Source organism: Verrucomicrobiia bacterium, assembly GCA_035574275.1.
In the GTDB taxonomy this organism is placed as follows: domain Bacteria; phylum Zixibacteria; class MSB-5A5; order DSPP01; family DSPP01; genus DSPP01.
The window spans coordinates 1-20,537 of sequence record DATLYY010000006.1 but is presented as its reverse complement, the minus strand read 5'-3'; the positions used below and the strand labels follow the sequence as shown (position 1 = coordinate 20,537).

The window sequence follows — 20,537 nt, the reverse complement described above, 5'->3', positions numbered from 1 at the left end:
TCCCGGGTGAATCAGCTTGAAGGGGGGTTGGGTTTTCGCTCGATGGCTTCCAATTGTAATTTCTCCCGGATTTCCTTCCAATCCGGATATTTTTCAAGAAAGTCATCAACGGAAATGCGGGTTGAGGCCGGAACCGGGGCAATTGGAGGAGCAGTAGGGCCGTTGGCGACGAATTCGAGTTTCAGAGCTACTTTGCGGCCGAAAATCTCCGCCAATACTTCGTCTAAAATTGTCCGTCCGTTGCCCCGCCCGCCGAATTTCAGCTTGGCCATTCCTTCATACGAGCGGCCGAAGGGCAATACTAATTCGTTCTCCTTTACAAAGTAAGGCTGACACTGTTCCAGCAGCGAGACGGCGACCGGGTTCTGGTTTTCTTTGCGCAACCGGTCCAAAACTTGTTTCCAGACGGCGCCATCTACTTCCTTGCCGGAAGCAATCGAAACCGTTGGGGGAACGGAAGCCACTGCAGCGGGCGGGAGATCTCCAAGATTCTGCGGCCTTTGGGCGTTCGATGGACTGGAGGCAAAATTGGAGGTGCGCACGGGTGTCCCCGTAGGTGCAACGCCGGCGGCGGAATACGAGCCGGAAATGCCGGTTGAAGAACCGGCCTTTGAGCCGTGGCTTAACGAAGCCGAACCGCTCCCCCCGCTTTCCAGATTTTCCAAAACCTCTTTCAAATCGACGGTGGAATCAAGCCAGGCGAGCTTGACCAGCTCGGCCTCAACCAGAATTTTCGGGTCGGCCAGCCGGCTCAAATTCAGTTTCAAATCGGAAACTACCTTCATCATCCTCAGGAGATCCCCTTCCGACAACTGCCCGGCCCGCTTTGAGTATTCCTGTCTTTCCGTTTCTGAAAGCCCCAAGAGTTCCTCGGAATGTGACTTTAACCGGGCAATCAACAGATTGCGTAAGTGGTAAAGCAGTTGGTCCAAAAAATCCTCGATATCCGCCCCCTTTTCAACCACACGGTCGAAAACAGAGAGTGTTTTGGCGGCGTCTTTTTGGGCAAAGGCATCCGTCAAATCAAAAAATATCTCCAGCCCGATTAGTCCGAGGGCCTGTTCCACCGAATCCTTGGAGATTTTTCCGCCGGAGAGCGTCCAAACTTGATCCAGAAGTGAAAGTCCATCCCGGAGTGACCCGTCCGCCTTGCGCACGAGGATGGCCAGGGCCTCCGGCTCGATTTCGATTCCCTCCTTGTTGCAGATGTTTTGCAGGGTGGTTGACAAAGCCGGCGGCGGAATGCGGCGAAAATCGAAGCGCTGGCAGCGGGAAAGGATGGTAGCGGGAATTTTTGAGACCTCGGTGGTGGCCAGAACGAAAGCGGCGTGGGATGGCGGCTCTTCGAGCGTTTTCAAAAGGGCGTTGAAGGCCGCCCCGGAAAGCATGTGCACTTCATCGATGATGTAGATGCGATGCCCGCCGGCCGTGGCGTAGCGGACGTTTTCGTTCAGTTCCCGGACGTCATCGACCGAATTGTGCGAGGCCCCGTCGATTTCAATCACATCCAAACTGACCCCGGCGGTGATATCCTTGCAGCGGGGGCAAACGTTGCAGGGTTTGGCAGTCGGCCCTTTTTCGCAATTCAACGCTTTGGCAAGGATGCGGGCGACGGTGGTTTTTCCCGAGCCGCGCGGGCCGGTGAACAAATAGGCGTGGGAGACCTTCCCCTTTTCAATGGCAGATTTAAGGGTGGAGACGACCAAATCCTGCGCCGCGACCTCGTCAAAGGTCGCCGGCCGGTACTTCCGCGCTAAAACCAAATAGGACATTTACCGTCTTCCGAAAATGAGATAAGCGCTCTTTGCGTCTTTACTAATCACTAATCCCTGATCCCTAATCCCTGTTTTAAGAAAGGCCAGGTGGCCCGGCGGCACCAAAAGTCGTTATCTACCGTTGCTGCCTTCCGGCCCTGGCGGGGTTTGACACTCCTTCTGTGCGCCGGACCTGGCCGAAAGGAAGATAGCCCGAAAGCAGAAACTTAGCAACAAACAAAAAGCCCCCGATTTTTGTCGGGGGCTTTTCTTCGGAGTTTCTCCGTTACTCTTTCGCCGGAGCCGTGTAGAAGATTTCCAATTCCGCCACGCCACCACCGGGCAGATTTTGCAACTGGAAAGAGCCCTCCTTTGCCTCATCCGGGTAAACCAAGAGCCCAAGATTGCTTAGTTCGCCGGTTTGCCATGCCTTCACCGTCTGGGTCATTTCTATTTTTCCCGAGCCGTTCTTGAGCGAAAGCCGGCCATAATTGACATGGTAGGGGGAAGCGGTGGAATCGGAAAGGGCAAATAGCTTCGAGCCGGAAGTCCAGGATTCCAGCATTGGCCGGACGAGCAAGCCGATGGCCTGCCCGGCCGTATCCGCTTCGACTTTGAATCGCAGATAGGCCAAGTCAATCCGGGCGTTTTCCAATTCAGCAGGAAGTTCAAATTTGAAAAGCAGCCCCGGTCTTGTCACATCCCCCACTTTATCGGCCGAGGCCGAGGTGGTGGTGGTCAATTTTATACTGTCCGCCCAGACCGAACCTGAAAACATCAGGGCTATCGCGAATGCCAGATATAATTTTTTCATTTTTTCCTCCTATTTTCACCTCACCCCCGGCCCCTCTCCATAGAATGGAGAGGGGAGCAGGGCAAGACCGAATTTGAGTTTTCGAACCATCACTTCAGGAATATCATCCGTTTTACTTCTCTGAAACTAACCGTCTCAAGCTTGTAAAGGTAAAGCCCACTCGAAACAACCCTTCCGCTCCCATCCTTGCCGTCCCAAATCAGTCGATGCGTGCCTGCCGGTTTTTCACCATCCGCGAGCGTTCTGACTTTTTGTCCCAAGATGTTGTAAATCGTCAGAACTACCTTTTCGGCCAAGGGTAGCGAGAAACTTATGGTCGTGGTGGGATTGAATGGGTTGGGATAATTTTGCCCCAGCGAAAAGGCCAAGGGCAAATTCCCGGTTTCACCGCCGGGCGTAATCCGTGGAACGGGGGAACAAGGGGTCGGTTCCGAACCGAGGTCGGGGGAATGAGTGACCGATCCGGAGAAATATGAAGGAGGGGGACTGGCCGTTCCCCACCAGTTATTTTGCGCCAAGACCATATTGCCGGTGTTATTCAAAACGGCTTTTCCTCCCGTTCCCGGCACTATGGAGTTGTTTCCGGCATCTGCGCCGGTTTGTCCCAAATCGATGGGCGTTCCCCCGTCCACCTGCACGTTGGGGGCGGCATTGCTGGTGTAGCCCCCCACCCGCATCACGGTGGTTCGCACGGTAACGGGGTGTTCAGCTTCATTGAGAATACCAATATTTGAAGGCGGCGGGTCGGGCACCGGGAAAATCGCCTGCCGGACGATGCGTATGCGGGAGCACTGCACTTTCACCCGATTGTTGGCCACTACTGCCGCATCGAAGAATTGCCCGCTGTCCAGATTGTTGGTAAAGTCCAATATCCGGGTCTCCCCGGCTTGGTACCCTTCGGCCCGAAAACCGAACGTGCCGGTGTAATCCTTGGCGATGATGGTGTTGTTGGAAACCTTGCCGTAGGATTTGTAGGCATTGATGCCGTACTGATTATTCTTGAAATAACAGCCGCTCACTGTGTCATCGGCTTGATCCAAATAGACGGCATAGTTGCGCTGGTCAATAAAGCTGCTGTTGAGAATTTTCAGCTTGGGATTTTTACTTATAATCCCGTACATATAGTTTTTCTCGAACAGACAGTACTTTACCGAATCGGAGGCCGAATTTTTATAATCGATTCCCGCATATGCGTTCTTGAACTGGCAGTATACCGCATTGAAAGAACCGCCGGAGTCAACCCGCACCGCGTACCAGTCCGTATCCTGCGGGGTAGCACGGTAGGAGATGAATTTTATTGAATCGTTTTGATTCCCGATCGCCACCAACGTCCCCTTCACGATTATTTCTCCCCGTTTGGCAGCCGAACCTTTGTTAAAAATATCACCCGGGTAGAATTTCAAAACCGTCCCCGGATTCAACGTTACCGTCTTTCCTGCCGGAATTAGAAGGTCACCGGAAACATAGATTGTTCCAGAGAGAGTTGTATCCGTTTGAGCTTTGGGGATGGTGTCGTAAAACGTCACCGCTTTAAAGGCATTCAGCCGCCCGGTACCAAGTTTTCCAGAAGTAATGAATGTAGATTCCTGTTGTGGGTTTGAGCCCGCCCGACAACATCGGATCGTGTCCGTTGAGCTTCTCAACTTGGCTATAATCTGGTCTGGTCCCCAAGAGGGGAAAAGTGAGCGCAACAAGACAGCCACTCCCGCAGTTTGCGGTGAAGAAAAGGAGGTACCCGACATAACATACGGAGTATACGAGCTGATACTATCTACAGAGGCGTATCGATACCCCACCGATTTGTTGCTATCCGCATCAAAGCCGTGGAAGACCATATAATTGAATCCGGGAGCTGAGAGGTCAACGGTGGAATTGACGTTCGAGAAATCTGCCCGGTAGTCGTTGCTGTCTGTGGCTGCTACGGAGAGCACTTTAGGATGACGGGCTGGATACTTTGCGGTATCTGTGACTGGTAAGCCATTACCTGCGGCCGCTACCAAGACGACTCCCAGTCGATAAAGAGAGTCCAGAATGACGCTGTCCGTTGGTGTGGCGTCCGTGGCGAAACTCATATTCACGACGTGGGGTACTCCGTGCTTAAGCTTCATCTGAAGTGTGAAACAAAGAGGAGATACGACCGGCCAAACCTCACGGTCGAATCCGACTGGCATGGCGCGGCAGTTGAAGGCGGACCCGGCCACTCCCCGATTGTTGTTGGCTTTTGCGGCGACATTACCCCAAGTCCGGGAACCATGGTTAAAAAGGAAATAATTTGGAGGGGGGCTACCACCCCAAAAATTAATAGTATCCCAGATGGAATTCAACATCGGTTCCGGATTGGGATTGCCCGCAATCCACTCCCCCGTCTCATCGCTGTAATAATCAAAGTGATAACCAAGCACGTTGTCAATATAGCCGTCGGTGTCATTGTCCACGTTGTCCAAGTCGCCGGTTGGATAGGCAACGGCGTCGAAACGGCCATTTCCGTTCCTGTCTTCGCCGGAGTTTATCCAAGCGGTCGTCTCCAAATCCGGGTGCCGCCAAGCATGCCAACTGTCCAAGATCGCGATAACCACGCTTGTATCCCCTTTGGTAATGTCCCAGGCCTTTTCCATTTGCAAGTGCGTGGAATCCAGCGGCCACTGGTAGCTGGAAAAAGTTGCGGAGGGAGAGGGCTTGGCGAAAAACGAATCGTTGGGAGTAAAAGAAAAATCGGTGTAATACCGTGGGCTGGCCCAGCGGACGTTCGTATCCGCCAAGTACGCGCTGGCTATGGCCGAAATGTTGGCGGTGTCCGGAAAAACCACGAGGTAGTCGTTTCGAACAAGCGAAGAACAAGGTGCGCAGCCCGACGCCATGCTCGTGAACGACCGCATTCCATTGGCCAAGTTGATTGAGTCGATGCGGGAAATCCCGCTGGAAATGAAACCGCTGGGCTGCCGATAGGGAGTGGCCCTATCCGGTTTGAAAATTACATAGAGGCGACCGGGAATTTGCTCCAGACTCTTTCCCGGAGCAAAGAGGCCAATTGCCAGGACCAGCGCTCCGAATATAATTCCTATCACTTTCATAAATCCTCCCATTTGCAATTGGGTCAAAAATCGTAACAAAGTAACTTCTGGTTTCAAAAAAGCTGAACGACTGCCTCGTATTGGAGGAGGTCTACAATTGAACGGATGCCACTTTGGAAAGTGACTCATAATCAGGCATTCTTAACAAGGGAAAGGTTCATACAAAAATACTGCCAGCAATTCCAAGACCACATCGGCGGGCCGTAGTATTCCGTCGCAATTAGCGTCCGCATTCTCAAAGGGAGCCGGAAAGGGTAAGTTCAGAAAAACGGCGTTTATTAGGGTAACAACGTCCGTAGCCGAAAGCAGCCAGTCCAAGTTTAAGTCCCCTTTCAAATGGAACGGGTACCCGACAGACACAAAAGGGTGCCAATTCTCTCCGAACAAGGGGTCGCGCCGAGGGTCAAGCCACACCACAAAGGCCTTACCTCCCTCGTTTAAAGCCAGCGACGGGGAACCAGCAACGGTTAGTGTGTCCGAATTGGCCTGCTTGCTGGGAGCGAAAGTTCGCCCGGTATCGGCGCTGTAGCTAAAAAGTACGTCACGAAATCGGCCCAAACGCTCTTCAGTCCAACTGACAAAAAAAGTATCCCTATGAATAAAGAGGGATGCTTGCAGTACCGACAACTTAAAATCAGCGGTGGTATCGTCATCCACCCGCACGCTGGGGAAGAAAGTTTGACCGTAATCGCCACTCGTAGAAAAACGAATCGTAATTTCGAGACTGTCACCCACCACACGACTCGCCGGCCAAACAACGCCTATGTGGGGAGGAAATATGGCCAAACTGGGAGAACCGCCTGACCATGGCGGGTCATTTGCTAGCGTATAATGGCTATAACTTTGCCCTGAATCGTTACTTCGAGCAAAGACTATTCCTCGCTGCCCGCTGGTAGTTCCTACATAGATGGCGTAGACTTTACCGCTATCGTCAGCGGCAATATCCGGTCCGCCGGCGGTTGTACCAGGCTCGCTCACTTGAACGTTGGGCGTGAAGCTTAGTCCTCCATCAAAGCTTGTTGCAGTAAAAACTGTCCTCCCAGGTCGAGGAATATTCCGCTGGTCCTGCCATGCGACAAATATCTGTCCCTTATTGTTTATATTAATAACTGGCATTTCTTGGCCAGTTTCGGGAATGGTGTCATCGTTCACTTTAATGCCCGGAGTAAAACTCACCCCCCCGTCGGTCGACTTGGTAAAGCGGATGTCCGCATACTCATCCTGATAGGCCACATAGACAACCCCCGCCGTGTCCACCCGCATTGAGGGGTTGTAGGCCTCCGCAGTGGAATTCACCCGCACCGGTGGCCAGCCAAAGGTTCGGCCCCCATCCGTGGATTTTGAACACCACGTCCAGCCATTGGAAGTTACCACGTAAACCGTGTCCCCCTTTGCCCCGATATAATGCTGGCCAGAACTTTGAAACAGGGTAAAATCCACCCCCAAGTCCACATCGCCGGAGAAATAATAGATATTGGCGGGTTGAGAAAAAGCTAAGGATGTAAAAGCGAAGAGGAAGAGCCCGGCAGAGATCGACAATGTATTCATAACAACCTCCCTGTTTTGTCCTGCCTGTAAGATGAGGCACAACAGGGGATTGTCAACCGAATTTTTGGCTTTTTTCTCTTCACAACGAAGCACCGGGGGTTCGGAAAAACGCTGCAACAGTCCAATCATAAAACAAAAAGTCCTCTTCCTTCGGGGGAGCGGCTTGCTTCGCTAAGTAGACAGTAGCTTAGTGGAGTGAGTCACCCCACTCGTATTGTTAGCAATAAAACAACCGGACCTTAACTTGTCAAGGGATTTTTTACTTATATGTTAACCATTTGACGGGCAAGGCATTATCCATACCCCTTGACCGCAGGGGACAAAGCCAACAAAAAACTTGGCGACATTGGCTTTTTTGGATATTATAGTCGGCTATGGCGGCTTTGAAACCGAAACTGCTTTTGTGGGGCAACCCGGAGGCCGGCAGCGGCAAGGCCAAGGAGCTGATTTCGGCTTTGACCCAGGCCCTGTCCGAAAATTTCGAAGTGGGGAACTACCTGTGCCCCAATTTGGAGGATTTGAACCGCTGGTGGAGAAGCGCCGAGCTGCGCTGGAGCCGGGTTCTCATTGTCGGGGGAGACGGAACATTTGCGAGAATCGCGCCCTATTTTTTGGGGAAAAACATCCCGGTGAACCTCTACCCCGCCGGCGCCGGGAACGACATCTGTCATCTGTCGAAATTTCCAACCAACCCGAAAAGCTTCGCCGCCGAATACATCCGGGCGCGGGAAATCAAACTGGATGTGGGGCTGGCGGACGGACGGTACTTTTTCAACTCCTTTGGCGTGGGATTCGACGCCCAGGTGGCCGCCGCCAGCGACAAGTTCAAAAACTGGCCGGGGAAACTGCGCTATGTGCGGGCTTTGCTTTCGGAATCCAAGCAGCTTACCCCTTTTGACCTCGAGTTGAAATTCGAATCCCTCTCCCGCACGGTCAAGGCCACTTCCCTTTCAGTCGGAAACGGGCCCCGCGTAGGGGGTGGGTTTTTCCTGACGCCGGATGCGGTTCCGGATGACGGGATTTTGGACCTCTGCCTGGTCGAAGGGGTGAGTAGAAAGCAGATACTCTGGAATTTTCCCAAATTGTTCAAGGGAAAACACACCCGGCTGGAATTCACCAAGATTTACCGCGCCAAAAACATCGCCATCAAGGCCCCCGCCGGAACGCCTCTGCATATCGACGGGGATCCGGTGCAGATGAACTTTCCGATAACGATTTGCATCGCCCCGCAAAAACTTCCCTTTTTGGTGCGGCAATGAGCCGGCTGTTTCTGTTATTGCTTTTTTCCGGATTGGCCGCCGGCTCTTCCGCCCAGATGATCAAGCCGGACACCGTTCTGACCGATTCGCTGCATTCTCCGGTGAAAACCGACACCGTCATCGTCAAGGGAACAGACACGCCCACTCGCGCGCTGATAGCTGACACTTTAATGCCGGGGAAAAAATCCAATCTTCGCTCCCCCACCGGCGCGCTTCTGCGTTCGCTGGCGATTCCGGGCTGGGGTCAGGTGTACAACAAAAAATATTTCAAGGCGATAATCGTGGCCGGCGGGCAGGGTGTTTTGCTGGGGTCGGCGATCGCGGAGTGGAAGCGGGCCTCTGACGCCAAAAACGACACGAGCTTGTCGTCCTTCCAACGGCTTGAAGATTACCGTCTCCATACCAATAATCGAAACATGCTTTTATGGCTTTACGCCGCGGCCACGGTGGTTTCGATATTGGATGCCTACGTGGACGCCCATTTGTCGCAGGACACGGGCGTAGGGGTGCCGCAACTTGGCAATATTTTCTTGGAGCCGGATGCGGAAAAACAAACACTTTTGGTCAAAATAAAAGTGGATTTTTGAACACAAATTTGCCCGTTTTTCGGTGAGAATTTTTAAAATCCGACCGGCCCGCTCCCTCTTTCCTGCAAGCCGTTAAAACACAAGGGGTTAAATTAATTGTTGGGAATTGGTTTTTAAGTCATTTTCCTTGCCAAACTCATTGATATTTATTAACTTAAAAACGCGTGCGGAATATACAGAGGAGGCAAAAATTAACGTTCAGGAAGGGTGTTAAAACGCCCGCCGCTCCACCTCCCAACAAGAAAAAATTGCACGAGCCGGCTCTTCTCGGTTCTCTGGTGCAGGAACAGATTCAAAAGCTGGGGCTGGAAAAAAGGATTAAGGAAAGTCGGGCCGTCCTGATTTATAAAAACGTTGTGGGTGCAAAGATTGCAGCGATATCGGAAGCGGTGGACTTGCGCGGAGGAAAGCTTTTCGTGCAAGTCCATTCCCCCACCTGGAAGGAGGAGCTGATGTTCACCCGCCATTTGATTGCCGAAAAGATAAACAAGGAACTGGGAGCGGAGGTGGTAAAACAGGTGTTTCTCTTATGACCCCCCCGACACAGGATGCGGAAATTGAAATGACCGATAAAACCACAACCGGACATCATTACGACGCCGCCACCATCGTCGTTTTAAAGGGACTGGAGGCGGTGCGCAAGCGCCCGGCGATGTACATCGGCGACACCGGGCCGCGCGGGCTGCACCATCTGGTTTACGAAGTGGTGGACAATTCGGTGGACGAGGCCCTGGCCGGGTTTTGCGATCATATTTCCGTTGCGCTGAACGCCGACGGCAGCGTAACCGTGGAGGACAACGGCCGGGGCATTCCGGTGGACATCCATCCAACCCAGAAAAAGCCGGCCTTGGAAGTGGTGATGACCACCCTGCATGCCGGGGGAAAATTCGACCATCAAAGCTACAAGGTCTCCGGCGGGCTGCACGGCGTCGGCGTTTCGGTGGTGAACGCTTTGGCGGAATGGTGCGAAGTGGAAGTGGCGCGGGACGGGCAAGTGCATTACCAGAAATACAAACAGGGGGACCCGGTTGCGCCGGTAAAGGTCATTGGCAAACGCCAAAAACCGGGCACCAAGGTGACTTTCAAGCCGGATCCGGAGATTTTCCCCAAAACCGATTTTGCCTTCGACGTTCTGGCCGCCCGGATGCGGGAGCTGGCCTTTTTGAACCGCGGACTTGAAATTGAAATTTCCGAGGAAAAAACCAAAAAAAGCCAGACCTTCAAGTATAAAGGGGGCGTCGCCTCGTTCGTCGAATACCTGAACGAAAACCGCGAGGCGCTGCATCCCAAGCCGATTTACATCCACAAGGACAAAGAGGGGGTGGACGTTGAAATCGCCTTGCAGTACAACGACACCTATGTAGAAAACATCTTTTCCTACGTGAACAACATCAACACGGTGGAGGGGGGCTCGCACCTGGTCGGGTTCAAGACCGCCTTGACGAGAACGATTAACAACTACGCCGCCAAAAACGGGCTTTTGAAAAACGGCGAGGTGACGTTGCAGGGGGAGGATGTGCGGGAAGGGCTGACCGCCGTGATTTCGGTCAAGGTTCCCGACCCGCAGTTCGAGGGGCAGACCAAGACCAAGCTGGGGAATTCGGAAGTCAAAGGAATCGTCGAGACGATTTTGGGCGAGGAACTCGGCGGCTATTTTGAAGAGAACCCTTCCGTCGCCCGGAAGATTGTGGAGAAATCGATTGCCGCCGCCCGCAGCCGGGAGGCGGCCAGAAAAGCGCGGGAGTTGACCCGCCGCAAGTCCGCTTTGGAAAATTCCGGCCTGCCGGGAAAGCTGGCGGACTGTTCCCTGACCGACCCGGAGCAAACCGAGATTTTCATCGTTGAAGGGGATTCCGCCGGAGGAAGCGCCAAGCAGGGACGGGACCGGCGCTTTCAGGCGATTTTACCCTTGCGGGGGAAAATTTTGAACGTGGAAAAGGCCCGGCTGGACAAAATTTTGTCCAACGAGGAAATCCGCACGCTCATCACCGCCTTGGGCACCGGCATCGGGGCGGATGAATTCGACGCCTCCAAGGCCCGCTACGGCAAGATTATCATCATGACCGATGCCGACGTGGACGGCTCCCACATCCGCACGCTGATTTTGACCTTCCTTTTCCGCTATATGAAGGCCCTGATTGAGATGGGAAAGGTTTTTATTGCCCAACCGCCCCTTTTCCGGCTGAAAAAGGGGAATCAGGAGATTTACGTTTATTCCGACGAGGAGCGGGACCGGACGCTGGAGCGGATGGGAAAGAGCGGCATCGGCATCCAGCGCTACAAGGGGCTTGGCGAGATGAACCCCGAACAGCTTTGGAAGACCACGATGGACCCGGAGACCCGGACGCTTTTGCAGGTGACCTTGGAGGACGCCGCCGCCGCCGACCATATCTTTTCGACTTTGATGGGCGACCAGGTGGAACCCCGCCGCAAGTTCATCGAAGAAAACGCCAAGTATGTGAGGAATTTGGATATTTGAAGCGGATGGTAAAGCGAAAATCGACGTCAAGGCCGAAGCGGCACAGGCAAAAAAAATTGGGGAATGGGGGCGTCACCGTGGAGCAAATCCGCAAAACCGCCGCGCCTATTCTTGAGCGCTACGGTATAGTCCGGAAAGCCCTGTTCGGCTCCGTCGTTCGCGGCGAAGTTAGGCGGTCGAGCGACATCGATTTCTTGGTCGAGTTTCCTGATGGAAGCACCTTGCTGGATTTGGCGGGGTTGGAGCAGGAACTCGCCAAGGCCTTGCGAAGAAAAGTGGACGTGGTGACGTACCGCTCGCTCCATCCCCTGCTCAAAGAGCGGGTTCTTAAAGAAGCCGTTTCCTTGTGACCAAAGACCCGCGCATCTTCCTTACGCACATCGCCGAAAGCATTGGCGCAATTGAGCAATACACGGGCAAACTGACACAGGACGAGTTCAACCAATCGCCGCAAGTGCAGGATGCCGTAGTCCGGCGGCTGGAGATTATTGGCGAGGCGGCGAAAAGTATCCCGGACGAATTCAAATCGCGCCATCCCGAAATTCCGTGGAAGAAAATAGCCGGAATGAGGGACGTTTTGATTCACAAGTATTTTTCGGTTGACCTTAACCTGCTGTGGAATCTGCTACAAAAGGAATTGAAAATCCTACAGAGCCAAATCGACAATCTTCTCAAGCAGACCGGGAAATAAGACAACCCGGCGGAACCCCGCCGCAAGTTCATCGAAGAAAACGCCAAGTACGTGAGGAATTTGGATATTTAGGAATCCTCAACAAGCCGTTCATATTCTAAATAAACTGATATCACTATGTCTGGGTGTTGAGCAAGAATTGGATCAATCCTGTACTCTCTGGGTGGTACAATTTGAAGGTCGATATATCTAATCGTATTAGATAAAGGTTCATTTCGCTTAGACATGTTATTCAGTTCAACAATATCTTCACTTGTTAGAAGCGCAATTTTGGCAAAATCTTTTTGGTTTTTAATATCTTCCCTTTTCACGCTTGTAATGAAAATAGGCTGCACCTCACACCCTATTTCTCGACCCAAGCTTTTTGTCCTCGCAAAAAAAGCGGTGAGCTCTTTACTTCCTTTGGGTATTTCAGAACATTCAATCACGTAACATTCAGCTATTCCTTTTTCGTTTTCTCTAAAAGCAACTAAGTCGGCCATGTCATTTTGTGTTCCCGTAAAAAAGCAGGTGAAACCCAAAGTGGTAAACAGGTCTAATACCAATTGTTCGAGATGATTTGGCGATCCCAAATTAACTTTTTCTCTTTCCTTTACTTTTTTCTGAATATTCAGTATTTGTTTATCAATATCCAAATTCCTCATTCTTTCCAAAAGCTTAAAGCGGGAATTCAATACTCCTTTATTATGGATCTGTCTTTTTTCTAAAATAAAATCATTGCAAAGTAATCGAATCTCAATTTTTTTGGGGGTCGTTGGAAGTTTCCATTTTGATTTTATTGGAAATTCAATTTCTTTAACGCTTTGTTCCAACAATTGTTCACCCCCATTTGAATCAATGACAACCTTAACTTTTTTTGGCCTTAAATTTGGAGGTGCTAAAATCGAAAACTCAAGATTATCTGCATACAGTAGTAAATCCGAAAATTTTATCCAACTAGGAGCGTGAATTGTTAAGAAAATTCCTTCATTTTGTGGGTCATTGGGTTGGTAAAAATTTGTAGTTGGCCCTAGCCATTTTCTAACGATATTTTCCAAACGGTCCCCGATTTGTCGCTTAATCCTACTCTCAACTGAATCAAAATAAATTCGGAAGAGGTCGATCTCTGTTCGTTTAATCGTCCTTTTGATCGTAATCGGAAAAGCTAAAGGATAGGGTCCCTTTTCGTTTGGTTCATAAAAATGTTGATAGTAAATAATATTAGATGGCTCTCCCCAAAGAACAAAATCTGAATCGAGGTGAAATTCATTATTAGGGGGTTGCACAAATTGGTGAATAAGCTGCATAAAAGCTTCTTTGGTGAAAGGTATATGGCCATCTAAGAATTCAAAAGGTTCAATAATCAGCGGCTTAGGCAAAGGTAATACAGTTTTTTCATTTTCTGGAAGTAGATAAAGAGCTACACCAAGTGGAATCAATACTTTACTGTCTGTCAACTGTTTTGTGAGTGGGTCAGGTACTGCGAGTATTCGATATTGTATTTTACTCCAAACATCACTGATTCCCAAGAAAGAATCATTAAAAAAAGAATTTAACGACTCCTCATCTAGGTCTATTTGTTCCCAGGTCATACTTTTTACAAACTTTTTCTCAAAAAACGGATAGTATTAATTCTTGAATCACAAAAACAACCCCTCCACAAACCAAATCTGATAGCCAAGAAAGAGGCCAAAGCAAACGCTGACCGCCCCGGCGGTGGTGCGGATGATTTTGTTGGCCCGCTCATATTTTGAGGTGAAAGAAAAGGGCAGGCCGATTAGGGCGCTCATTAAAAACATTCCACCGACCGAGCCGATGCCGAAAATGCCTATATAGGCCAAGGCCAGCGGCCGGGAGGAGATGGTGGCCAGAACCAAAAGCATCAAAGCGGCGCTGCCTGCCAAGCCGTGAAGTGCTCCAACGAAAAAGGGCGTTTTGCCGATAGGGACGGGATGGTGGTGAGCAGTATGCTCGCCCGACCGATGCTCCACCGGTTTATGAAAATGAGGATGGATATGCAGATGCCCTTCGTGGCTGTGGGTATGGATATGAAAAGTCGCACCGCGGAAAATCTTCCAGAGAACGTTGCCGCCCAAAGCCACGAGCATTATGGCGACGGCGAATTCCACTCCCAAAGCAATTTTGGGTGGTATTTGGAAATTGAAGGCGATGACCAAAAGCCCGACGGCAAGAAGCGAGGCGGTGTGCCCCAATCCCCACATTGCGCCGACAAGGGATGAATTCCAGAAACCCTTCCGTTCGGAGATGATGGTGGAAACGGCCACCAGATGGTCGGCATCGAGGGCATGTTTTAAACCCAAAAAGAATCCGAGGCCGAGGATGGAAATGGCTCCGCCGTCAAACATTGGGCGGAAGATACTGATTCAAAAAAAAAATAAACACTGAAAAACAAAAGGGCGGCCCAAGGCCGCCCTTGGTGCCTGCCGCAGGTTTAGCGGCTCACTTTATTTCAACTTCGGTCGATTGGAGATGGGTTTTCTTGTCCAGATACGGCACGCCCAACTGGTCGAACATAAAAGTATAAACGTCCGCGCTGCGGGAAATCCTTTCCGATAACGAACTGCCGATACCGTGGCCGGAACGGGAAGTCCAGAGCAAAACCGGCTTTTTTGAGCCGCTGGCCGCCTGCAACCGGGCCGCCATTTTGCGGGAATGCAAAGGATTCACCCGGCCGTCGTTCTCCCCGGTCAAAATGAAAACCGCCGGATAGGCCGTTTTGTCTTTTACGTGATGGTAGGGGGAGTAGGCATAAAGTGCCTTAAACTGCTCCGGGTCTTTGACCGTGCCGAACTCGGTGACATTGAAGGCCCCATTGGGGTCCAGTTCCACCCGCAGCATATCGTAAATCCCCACGTGGGTCACCACGGCGGCAAATAAATCGGGGTGCTGGGTCAGCGCCGCCCCCATCAAAAGCCCGCCGTTTGACCCCCCTTCGATGACCAGCTTGGAAGGATTGGTGTAGCCCGCCTTGATTAGATGCTGGGCGCAGGCGGCAAAATCATCGAAAACGTTCTGCTTCTTGGTCAAATTGCCGGCCAGGTGCCACGCCTCGCCATATTCGCCTCCCCCGCGTATGTTGGCTACCGCCCAGATTCCCCCCTGCTCCAACCAGACCCGCCGGGAATCGCTGAAGTTCGGCCGCTGGCTGATGCCGTACCCGCCGTAGCCGGTCAAAAGGGTGGGATTTTTGCCGTTCAGCTTGGTTCCCTTGAGACGGATGATGTTTACCGGGACTTTGGTGCCGTCCTTGGAGGTGGCAAACTCCCGCACCACCTCGCAGTCGGAGAAATCGGCCGGGGAGGTCTCAAAAAGGGCCGTACGCTCGGTCGTTCCCGCCGCGGGGTCATAGCGATACCAGGCGTTCGGGGTAAGATAGCTGGAACTGGAAAACAAAACTTCATCCCCTTCCACCCGCACAACCTGCCCGACGGAAGAGACCGGCGGCAACTCCACGGAAGGCAAAAGCTTTCCCTTTAGGTCGAAAACCCGCATTTGCGAAGGGCCGCCCACTTGATCCACAAGGTAAAGCCGGCTGGCGGTGGGAACGAAACTCTGGATGACCAGTTCGGCATCTTCCGGCACAAAAACGGCGGCCTTTTCCAGAACCGGATTTTCCAGCGGCAGGCGTAAAATTTTGCCGCGAAGGGAATTTTTAAGCGAAAGCAGATACAGTGCTCCATCCGGTCCCAGTTCCGCTTTGGTAATCCGGTCCTCGAACCGGGTTATCTGCGTCCATTTGCCGGAGGGATCCAAAAGATAATGGGCATACTCCCCGCCATCCCCATTGGAGACCGTGGCCAAAAGAAAACGCCCGTCGTCTGTGGTTTCCATTTCGATTTCCGCAATGCGCGGGAACTCTTTCCCGATGGCGTAAACGTCCTCACCAGCCGGGGTACCGAGTTTGTGGTACCATATCTGTTGATAGAAATTTATGTCTTCCTTTGGGCGCTCGCTTCCTTGCGGATAGCGGGTGTAGTAAAAACCACTGCCGTCCGCCTTCCAGGCAACGCTCCCGCCGGCGGTGGGATAATTGACGCGTGGAATTACATCCGAGAGCTCCTTGCCCGCGGCTACATCGTAGATGTGGACGGTGCCGTCCTCGCTTCCTCCCTCGGAAAGGCAAACGGCGACAAGCTTCCCGTCGAGGGACGGGGAGTAAAAATCAATCGACGTGGTCCCTTTGGCATTCAGAACGCTCGGATCAATCACCACCTGCTCGGAACCCAGATCATCGGCTGATTTCAAAGTGACCAGAAAGGGCTGCTCTTTGGGGGGCTGAAATTTCAGGGCAAAAAGCGTTCCCCCACGATATTGCAAACCAAAGTAACTGGAAGAACGGGAGCCGTAGAGCTCTTTCAGCCGTTTTTGAATCTGTTCCCGCCCGGGCAACTGGTCCAAAAAGGCCCGGGTGCGCGCATTCTGCGCTTCGCTCCATTTACGGACTTCCGGATCTTTGTAATCCTCCAGCCAGCGGTAATCGTCGGTGACCTTCACGTCTTGATACTCGTCCGTCACCGGCTTTTTGGGAGTCGCAGGCGGGGCCGGCGCTTCGGCTGGATGCAACAGGGGAATCGAACAAAGAGATAAACCGGTAGCCAAAAGAACAACTTTGCTCCCGGAATTAAAATGCCGCGAAATCATGACAACCTCCGGTTTTTTTCAGCCAGATAATCTGGCTAAATCAGCCCGAAAGTTAGGTTTCATTGGGGTCTATGTCAATGCGGCTGGTTTTTGTTTGCAAGCAGCGGCAGAAAGAAATTCTTCATTTGCCCCAAATACCGTTCCTGCCCGATGACTTGGAACAAATCGTTGTGCTGGGCGCCGGGGATGACCACCAGTTCCTTCGGCCCGGAGAGGGAATTAAAAAGCCGGCGGGTCAGCTCCGGCGGGACGATGTCATCGATGTCGCCGTGGACGACCATCACGGGACAGCGGACTTTTTTGGCCTCTTCCGCCGGGTCCAAAACGCCTCCCTTATTGCGCCAGGTGCCGATTTTGATGGCCGTCCAGACGGGAAAATAGAGCAGAAACTTGGGGACGGAATAGCTTCGCCAGACATAATGCACGGCCATCGGCAAGGGGTCGGACCAAGGGGCGTAGAGCAAAAGGGCTTTTATTTCCGGCCGTTCGGCGGCAATGGCCACCACGTTGGAAGCCCCCATCGAGTATCCCCAGATGCCGATTTGCAACGTGTCGATGCCGTAGCGGCCAACCAAGGTGTCAAGGACGGCGTCAAAGTCACCGCGGTCGTACCAGCCGTAGGTTAAAAGTGCCCCGGCGGAAGCGCCGTAGCCCCGCCAGTCCATAAGCAGACAGTTGAAACCCATTTCGCAGCAAAGCCGGATTTCATCCTCGAAGGCGGCCGGGTTTAAACCCGCATTGCCCGCCAGAAATGCGACTGTCGGCTTGTTGCGTGTCGAATCCCGACAGACCCACCAGGCGGAAAGTTGAACCGGCTTCGGCCCGGCCGTGGAGGTGACGGAAAGAACGTCAACGTTGACGCCGTATCTCTCTTTCCAAAGTGAAGGAATCTTCTCCGCGCCGGGCTGGGTAAGGGAGTCAATCATTTTTCGATGGGCGGGCGGATGGAAAAGAAGGTTGGAAAAAGGGACGGCCAGCACCAACCCCAAAAGGAAGTAGATTAGGGCGATTCGGAGAAGGAGGCCAAAGGGCCGCTTCAACCAATGTTTTTTTCTTTTCTCTTCGCTCACCGATTCCGCCCAAAATTAGCTTCGCCCGCCGGTCTTTCCAGCCATTATCTTTATCGGCCGGATATGCGGCAAACCATTGACAAACCGAACCCTTTTTCGGTATCTAAACGGTCTATGAAAGCGGCCGCCGCGGTTCTGGATAAAGTCGCCCTCGTGCGCAAAATCCCCTTTTTTGCCGCCCTGTCCGATCCGGACGCAAAAAAAATCGCCGGGCTTTTGGTGGAACGGAAAATCGCCCGCGGGGAATACTTGTTCTGGGAAGGGGATCCCTCGGAGTGGCTGTATGTAATCACGGAGGGGAAGGTGAAACTGGTCAAATCCTCCTCCCGTGGGAAGGAAACGGCCATCGAGCTGGTGGCGCCGGGACAGGTTTGCGGCACATCGGTCATTTACTCCCCCGCCCATCTGGCCTCCGCCGTGGCGGAAACGGCGACCGCCGCTTTGGGCCTGCGCCGGGCGGAGCTGGAGAAAATCGTTTACTCCACGCCGGAGGTGGCCAGATCGGTGATTGAATACCTGGGGAACCGCTTAAAATCGGCCCACGACACGATAACCAGTCTGGTGACCTCCAAGGTGGAAACCCGCATCGCCTCCGTACTTTTAAAGCTGGCCGAGCACCACGGCAGTCCGAACCCGAAAGGGGTCCGCATCAACATTCCGCTGACCCGCCGGGACATCGCCGACGCCGTCGGCACCACGGTGGAAACCACCATCCGGACCCTTTCCCGTTTTCAAAAGGAAAAAATTCTTTCCACCGAATCCAAACATATCCTGATTTCCGATTTGCCCCGTCTGAAGAAATTGGCGGAGTAGTTTGACCAATCTCTCATCTCCGGCCTCCAATTTCGGTATTGGTAGCGGAGGAGGGATTCGAACCCCCGACACGCGGATTATGATTCCGCTGCTCTAACCAACTGAGCTACTCCGCCAAACTTCGTGCCGCACAAAAAACATTTTTTTGCAAACGACCGAACAAGTTTAAAGATAACCAAAATGAAGTCAAGAAAAAAGCGGGCTACTTTGCCGGTATCAACGGGCGGGAAAGCGGGGAGGTATTGGTCGTCTCTTTTTTCTGAACCGTCTCGTACCCAAAAACAGCCGCAATGGATGCAGCCAAATGTTCCTTTGCTTTCTCAAAATCAACCTTTTTCTTCAACTCCAGCTCCATGTTGGTGACCGGGTCGGAAAGCCCGCAGGGAACGATGAGGGAGAAATAATCAAGCGTTGTCGAAACGTTCAAGGCCAGCCCGTGGAAGGTGACCCAGCTGCGCACCGCCACCCCCAGGGCGCAGATTTTCCGGCCTTCGACCCAAACGCCGGTTTTCCCTGCAATCCGCTCACCCTTCAAATGATATTTAGACAGAAAATGGATGACCGACTCTTCAAGCTCGCGCAGAAACTTGTGCAAATCCCGCCCGCGCCCGGTCAAATCGGCAAGCAAGTAGGCCACCAGCTGCCCCGGGCCGTGAAAAGTGACGTCCCCGCCGCGTGTGATGTTGAACAGTTCGACCCCCCGGTGGGCCAGTTCCTCCTCGGAGGCCAAAAGGTGTTCGGATTTCCCCCCGCGGCCGAAGGTGATGACCGGCGGATGTTCAACCAAAAACAAACGGTCGCTGATTTTCCCTTCGGCGCGCAGCCGCACCGCCTCTTCCTGCCGGGCGAGGGCGGCCCCGTAGGCCAAACGACCCCAGTCGATGACGGTTAATTCGTTAGGCATAAAACTGCATTGAAAAATGCAGGGGCCGAATAGGTTCAGCCCCTCCCAAAGTCAAACTAAATCGGACCCCTCAAACATTCGTCATCATCCATTCCCAGGGGCTTTCGAGGTAGGTGATGAGACGGCGCAGAAACCGGACGCCGATGTGGCCGTCCACCAGCCGGTGATCGAGCGAGAGTGAAAAGGTCATCATGTCCCGGATGACAATCTGGTCGTTGCGCACAACCGGCCGTTTTTGAATCATATGCACCCCCAAAATGGCCACCTCCGGATGATTGATTATCGGCGTGGAGGCGACAGCCCCGAACATGCCGGCGTTGGTGACCGAAAAAGTGCCCCCTTGAATGTCGCCCAAGGTCAGCTTGTCGGCGTGGGCCTTTTTGGAAAGCTCGGCAATTTCGGCGGCCAGTTGCAAAACGTTTTTGGTATCGGCATCCTTGATGACCGGCACGATCAAGCCGGAATCCCGCCCCACGGCGACGCCGATGTTGTAGTATTTCTTGTAAACGATTTTGTCCCCCGTAAGGGAGGCGTTGATGACCGGAAAATCCTTCAAGGCGAAGCAGGCCGCTTTGATGATGAAGGGCAAATAGGTCAAATTGACCCCGTATTTCTCCTGAATTTGTCCCTTGAGGCGGGTGCGCAGTTCCACCAGCGAGGTAAAATCGCAATCATCAAAGGTGGTGTAGTGCATCGCGGTCTGTTTGGACTTTACCATATGGTCGCCGATAACCTTGCGCACGCCGGCATACGGCACAACCTCCTCCCTGGGGCCGGAAGGATGGGCGCTCGGGGCGGAAGGTATCGGCTGCCTGGGACCGGAAGGTGCGGCAGGTGCCTTGCCGGGAGTCGATGGCGCCATGGCCGGCGCGTTCTTGCCGGAGGCGAGGAAGGCCTCGACGTCTT

General features: G+C 52.8%; 17 protein-coding genes, 1 tRNA gene and 1 other RNA gene. 7 read left to right on the top strand and 12 right to left on the bottom strand.

The genetic code is table 11. From position 1 onward, the window contains the following. Positions 1–11: 11 nt before the first annotated feature. From dnaX to VNL73_01165, 5 genes are all read right to left on the bottom strand, one after another. Positions 12–1,772 carry a DNA polymerase III subunit gamma/tau gene (gene dnaX / locus VNL73_01185; protein ID HXF48022.1) on the bottom strand — a complete coding sequence of 587 codons (1,761 nt, stop codon included), beginning with the start codon at positions 1,770–1,772 and terminating at the stop codon, positions 12–14. Positions 1,773–1,853: 81 nt separating this feature from the next. Continuing rightward, positions 1,854–1,953: signal recognition particle sRNA small type (ffs, locus tag VNL73_01180), an RNA gene on the bottom strand. 87 nt (positions 1,954–2,040) lie between these two features. Then, entirely contained in the window at positions 2,041–2,568 is a 528-nt protein-coding gene (locus tag VNL73_01175) for a hypothetical protein (GenBank protein HXF48021.1), read from the bottom strand. An 89-nt stretch (positions 2,569–2,657) separates the two neighbouring features. After that, on the bottom strand, positions 2,658–5,639 hold the full coding sequence (locus tag VNL73_01170) for a S8 family serine peptidase (GenBank protein HXF48020.1): 2,982 nt from the start codon (positions 5,637–5,639) through the stop codon (positions 2,658–2,660). 141 nt (positions 5,640–5,780) lie between these two features. Further along, on the bottom strand, positions 5,781–7,316 hold the full coding sequence (locus VNL73_01165; GenBank protein HXF48019.1) for a sialidase family protein: 1,536 nt from the start codon (positions 7,314–7,316) through the stop codon (positions 5,781–5,783). Positions 7,317–7,561: 245 nt separating this feature from the next. Here VNL73_01165 and VNL73_01160 point away from each other — a divergent pair, with 245 nt between their 5' ends. From VNL73_01160 to VNL73_01135, 6 genes are all read left to right on the top strand, one after another. Beyond that, a complete protein-coding gene (locus VNL73_01160) occupies positions 7,562–8,446 on the top strand; it encodes a diacylglycerol kinase family protein (GenBank protein ID HXF48018.1) in 885 nt (294 codons plus the stop codon). Next, entirely contained in the window at positions 8,443–9,033 is a 591-nt protein-coding gene (locus tag VNL73_01155; GenBank protein ID HXF48017.1) for a DUF5683 domain-containing protein, read from the top strand. Before VNL73_01160 ends, VNL73_01155 begins: the two co-directional genes overlap by 4 nt. Before the next feature lie 248 nt (positions 9,034–9,281). Further along, positions 9,282–9,566 (top strand): DUF721 domain-containing protein, encoded by a 285-nt coding sequence (locus VNL73_01150; GenBank protein HXF48016.1) that lies wholly within the window; start codon positions 9,282–9,284, stop codon positions 9,564–9,566. A gap of 29 nt (positions 9,567–9,595) precedes the next feature. Then, the gene (gyrB, locus tag VNL73_01145) at positions 9,596–11,512 is read left to right on the top strand and encodes a DNA topoisomerase (ATP-hydrolyzing) subunit B (protein ID HXF48015.1); all 1,917 of its coding nucleotides are present in this window, start codon (positions 9,596–9,598) and stop codon (positions 11,510–11,512) included. Between the two features lie 5 nt (positions 11,513–11,517). Next, positions 11,518–11,862 (top strand): nucleotidyltransferase family protein, encoded by a 345-nt coding sequence (locus VNL73_01140; GenBank protein HXF48014.1) that lies wholly within the window; start codon positions 11,518–11,520, stop codon positions 11,860–11,862. Continuing rightward, positions 11,859–12,203: a DUF86 domain-containing protein gene (locus VNL73_01135; GenBank protein HXF48013.1), complete on the top strand. Its 345-nt coding sequence runs from the start codon at positions 11,859–11,861 to the stop codon at positions 12,201–12,203. The genes VNL73_01140 and VNL73_01135 overlap by 4 nt, the downstream gene beginning before the upstream one ends. Before the next feature lie 68 nt (positions 12,204–12,271). Here the strand turns inward: VNL73_01135 and VNL73_01130 are convergent, their stop codons facing one another. The 4 genes from VNL73_01130 to VNL73_01115 form a co-directional block, all read right to left on the bottom strand. Next, complete coding sequence (locus tag VNL73_01130) at positions 12,272–13,774, bottom strand: hypothetical protein (protein HXF48012.1); 1,503 nt, start codon at positions 13,772–13,774, stop codon at positions 12,272–12,274. 48 nt (positions 13,775–13,822) lie between these two features. Then, positions 13,823–14,548 (bottom strand): urease accessory protein UreH, encoded by a 726-nt coding sequence (locus VNL73_01125; protein ID HXF48011.1) that lies wholly within the window; start codon positions 14,546–14,548, stop codon positions 13,823–13,825. A gap of 94 nt (positions 14,549–14,642) precedes the next feature. Next, positions 14,643–16,844 carry a prolyl oligopeptidase family serine peptidase gene (locus tag VNL73_01120; protein ID HXF48010.1) on the bottom strand — a complete coding sequence of 734 codons (2,202 nt, stop codon included), beginning with the start codon at positions 16,842–16,844 and terminating at the stop codon, positions 14,643–14,645. Positions 16,845–16,918: 74 nt separating this feature from the next. Continuing rightward, positions 16,919–17,914, bottom strand: a complete 996-nt coding sequence (locus VNL73_01115; GenBank protein ID HXF48009.1) for an alpha/beta fold hydrolase — start codon at positions 17,912–17,914, stop codon at positions 16,919–16,921. Between the two features lie 114 nt (positions 17,915–18,028). Here VNL73_01115 and VNL73_01110 point away from each other — a divergent pair, with 114 nt between their 5' ends. Beyond that, the gene (locus tag VNL73_01110) at positions 18,029–18,727 is read left to right on the top strand and encodes a Crp/Fnr family transcriptional regulator (protein HXF48008.1); all 699 of its coding nucleotides are present in this window, start codon (positions 18,029–18,031) and stop codon (positions 18,725–18,727) included. Between the two features lie 39 nt (positions 18,728–18,766). Here VNL73_01110 and VNL73_01105 read toward each other — a convergent pair. From VNL73_01105 to VNL73_01095, 3 genes are all read right to left on the bottom strand, one after another. After that, positions 18,767–18,843, bottom strand: a tRNA-Met gene (locus VNL73_01105). A gap of 86 nt (positions 18,844–18,929) precedes the next feature. Further along, positions 18,930–19,631, bottom strand: a complete 702-nt coding sequence (lipB, locus tag VNL73_01100; protein ID HXF48007.1) for a lipoyl(octanoyl) transferase LipB — start codon at positions 19,629–19,631, stop codon at positions 18,930–18,932. 70 nt (positions 19,632–19,701) lie between these two features. Next, the coding region (locus VNL73_01095; protein ID HXF48006.1) for a dihydrolipoamide acetyltransferase family protein at positions 19,702–20,537 on the bottom strand (836 nt) is incomplete at its 5' end.

What these genes read in the sequence shown, in the direction of transcription:
- dnaX (HXF48022.1), bottom strand. Translation starts at nt 1,772, where the DNA reads ATGTCCTATTTGGTTTTAGCGCGGAAGTACCGGCCGGCGACCTTTGAC.
- VNL73_01175 (HXF48021.1), bottom strand. Translation starts at nt 2,568, where the DNA reads ATGAAAAAATTATATCTGGCATTCGCGATAGCCCTGATGTTTTCAGGT.
- VNL73_01170 (HXF48020.1), bottom strand. Translation starts at nt 5,639, where the DNA reads ATGAAAGTGATAGGAATTATATTCGGAGCGCTGGTCCTGGCAATTGGC.
- VNL73_01165 (HXF48019.1), bottom strand. Translation starts at nt 7,316, where the DNA reads ATGATTGGACTGTTGCAGCGTTTTTCCGAACCCCCGGTGCTTCGTTGT.
- VNL73_01160 (HXF48018.1), top strand. Translation starts at nt 7,562, where the DNA reads ATGGCGGCTTTGAAACCGAAACTGCTTTTGTGGGGCAACCCGGAGGCC.
- VNL73_01155 (HXF48017.1), top strand. Translation starts at nt 8,443, where the DNA reads ATGAGCCGGCTGTTTCTGTTATTGCTTTTTTCCGGATTGGCCGCCGGC.
- gyrB (HXF48015.1), top strand. Translation starts at nt 9,596, where the DNA reads ATGACCGATAAAACCACAACCGGACATCATTACGACGCCGCCACCATC.
- VNL73_01140 (HXF48014.1), top strand. Translation starts at nt 11,518, where the DNA reads ATGGTAAAGCGAAAATCGACGTCAAGGCCGAAGCGGCACAGGCAAAAA.
- VNL73_01130 (HXF48012.1), bottom strand. Translation starts at nt 13,774, where the DNA reads ATGACCTGGGAACAAATAGACCTAGATGAGGAGTCGTTAAATTCTTTT.
- VNL73_01125 (HXF48011.1), bottom strand. Translation starts at nt 14,548, where the DNA reads ATGTTTGACGGCGGAGCCATTTCCATCCTCGGCCTCGGATTCTTTTTG.
- VNL73_01120 (HXF48010.1), bottom strand. Translation starts at nt 16,844, where the DNA reads ATGATTTCGCGGCATTTTAATTCCGGGAGCAAAGTTGTTCTTTTGGCT.
- VNL73_01110 (HXF48008.1), top strand. Translation starts at nt 18,029, where the DNA reads ATGAAAGCGGCCGCCGCGGTTCTGGATAAAGTCGCCCTCGTGCGCAAA.
- lipB (HXF48007.1), bottom strand. Translation starts at nt 19,631, where the DNA reads ATGCCTAACGAATTAACCGTCATCGACTGGGGTCGTTTGGCCTACGGG.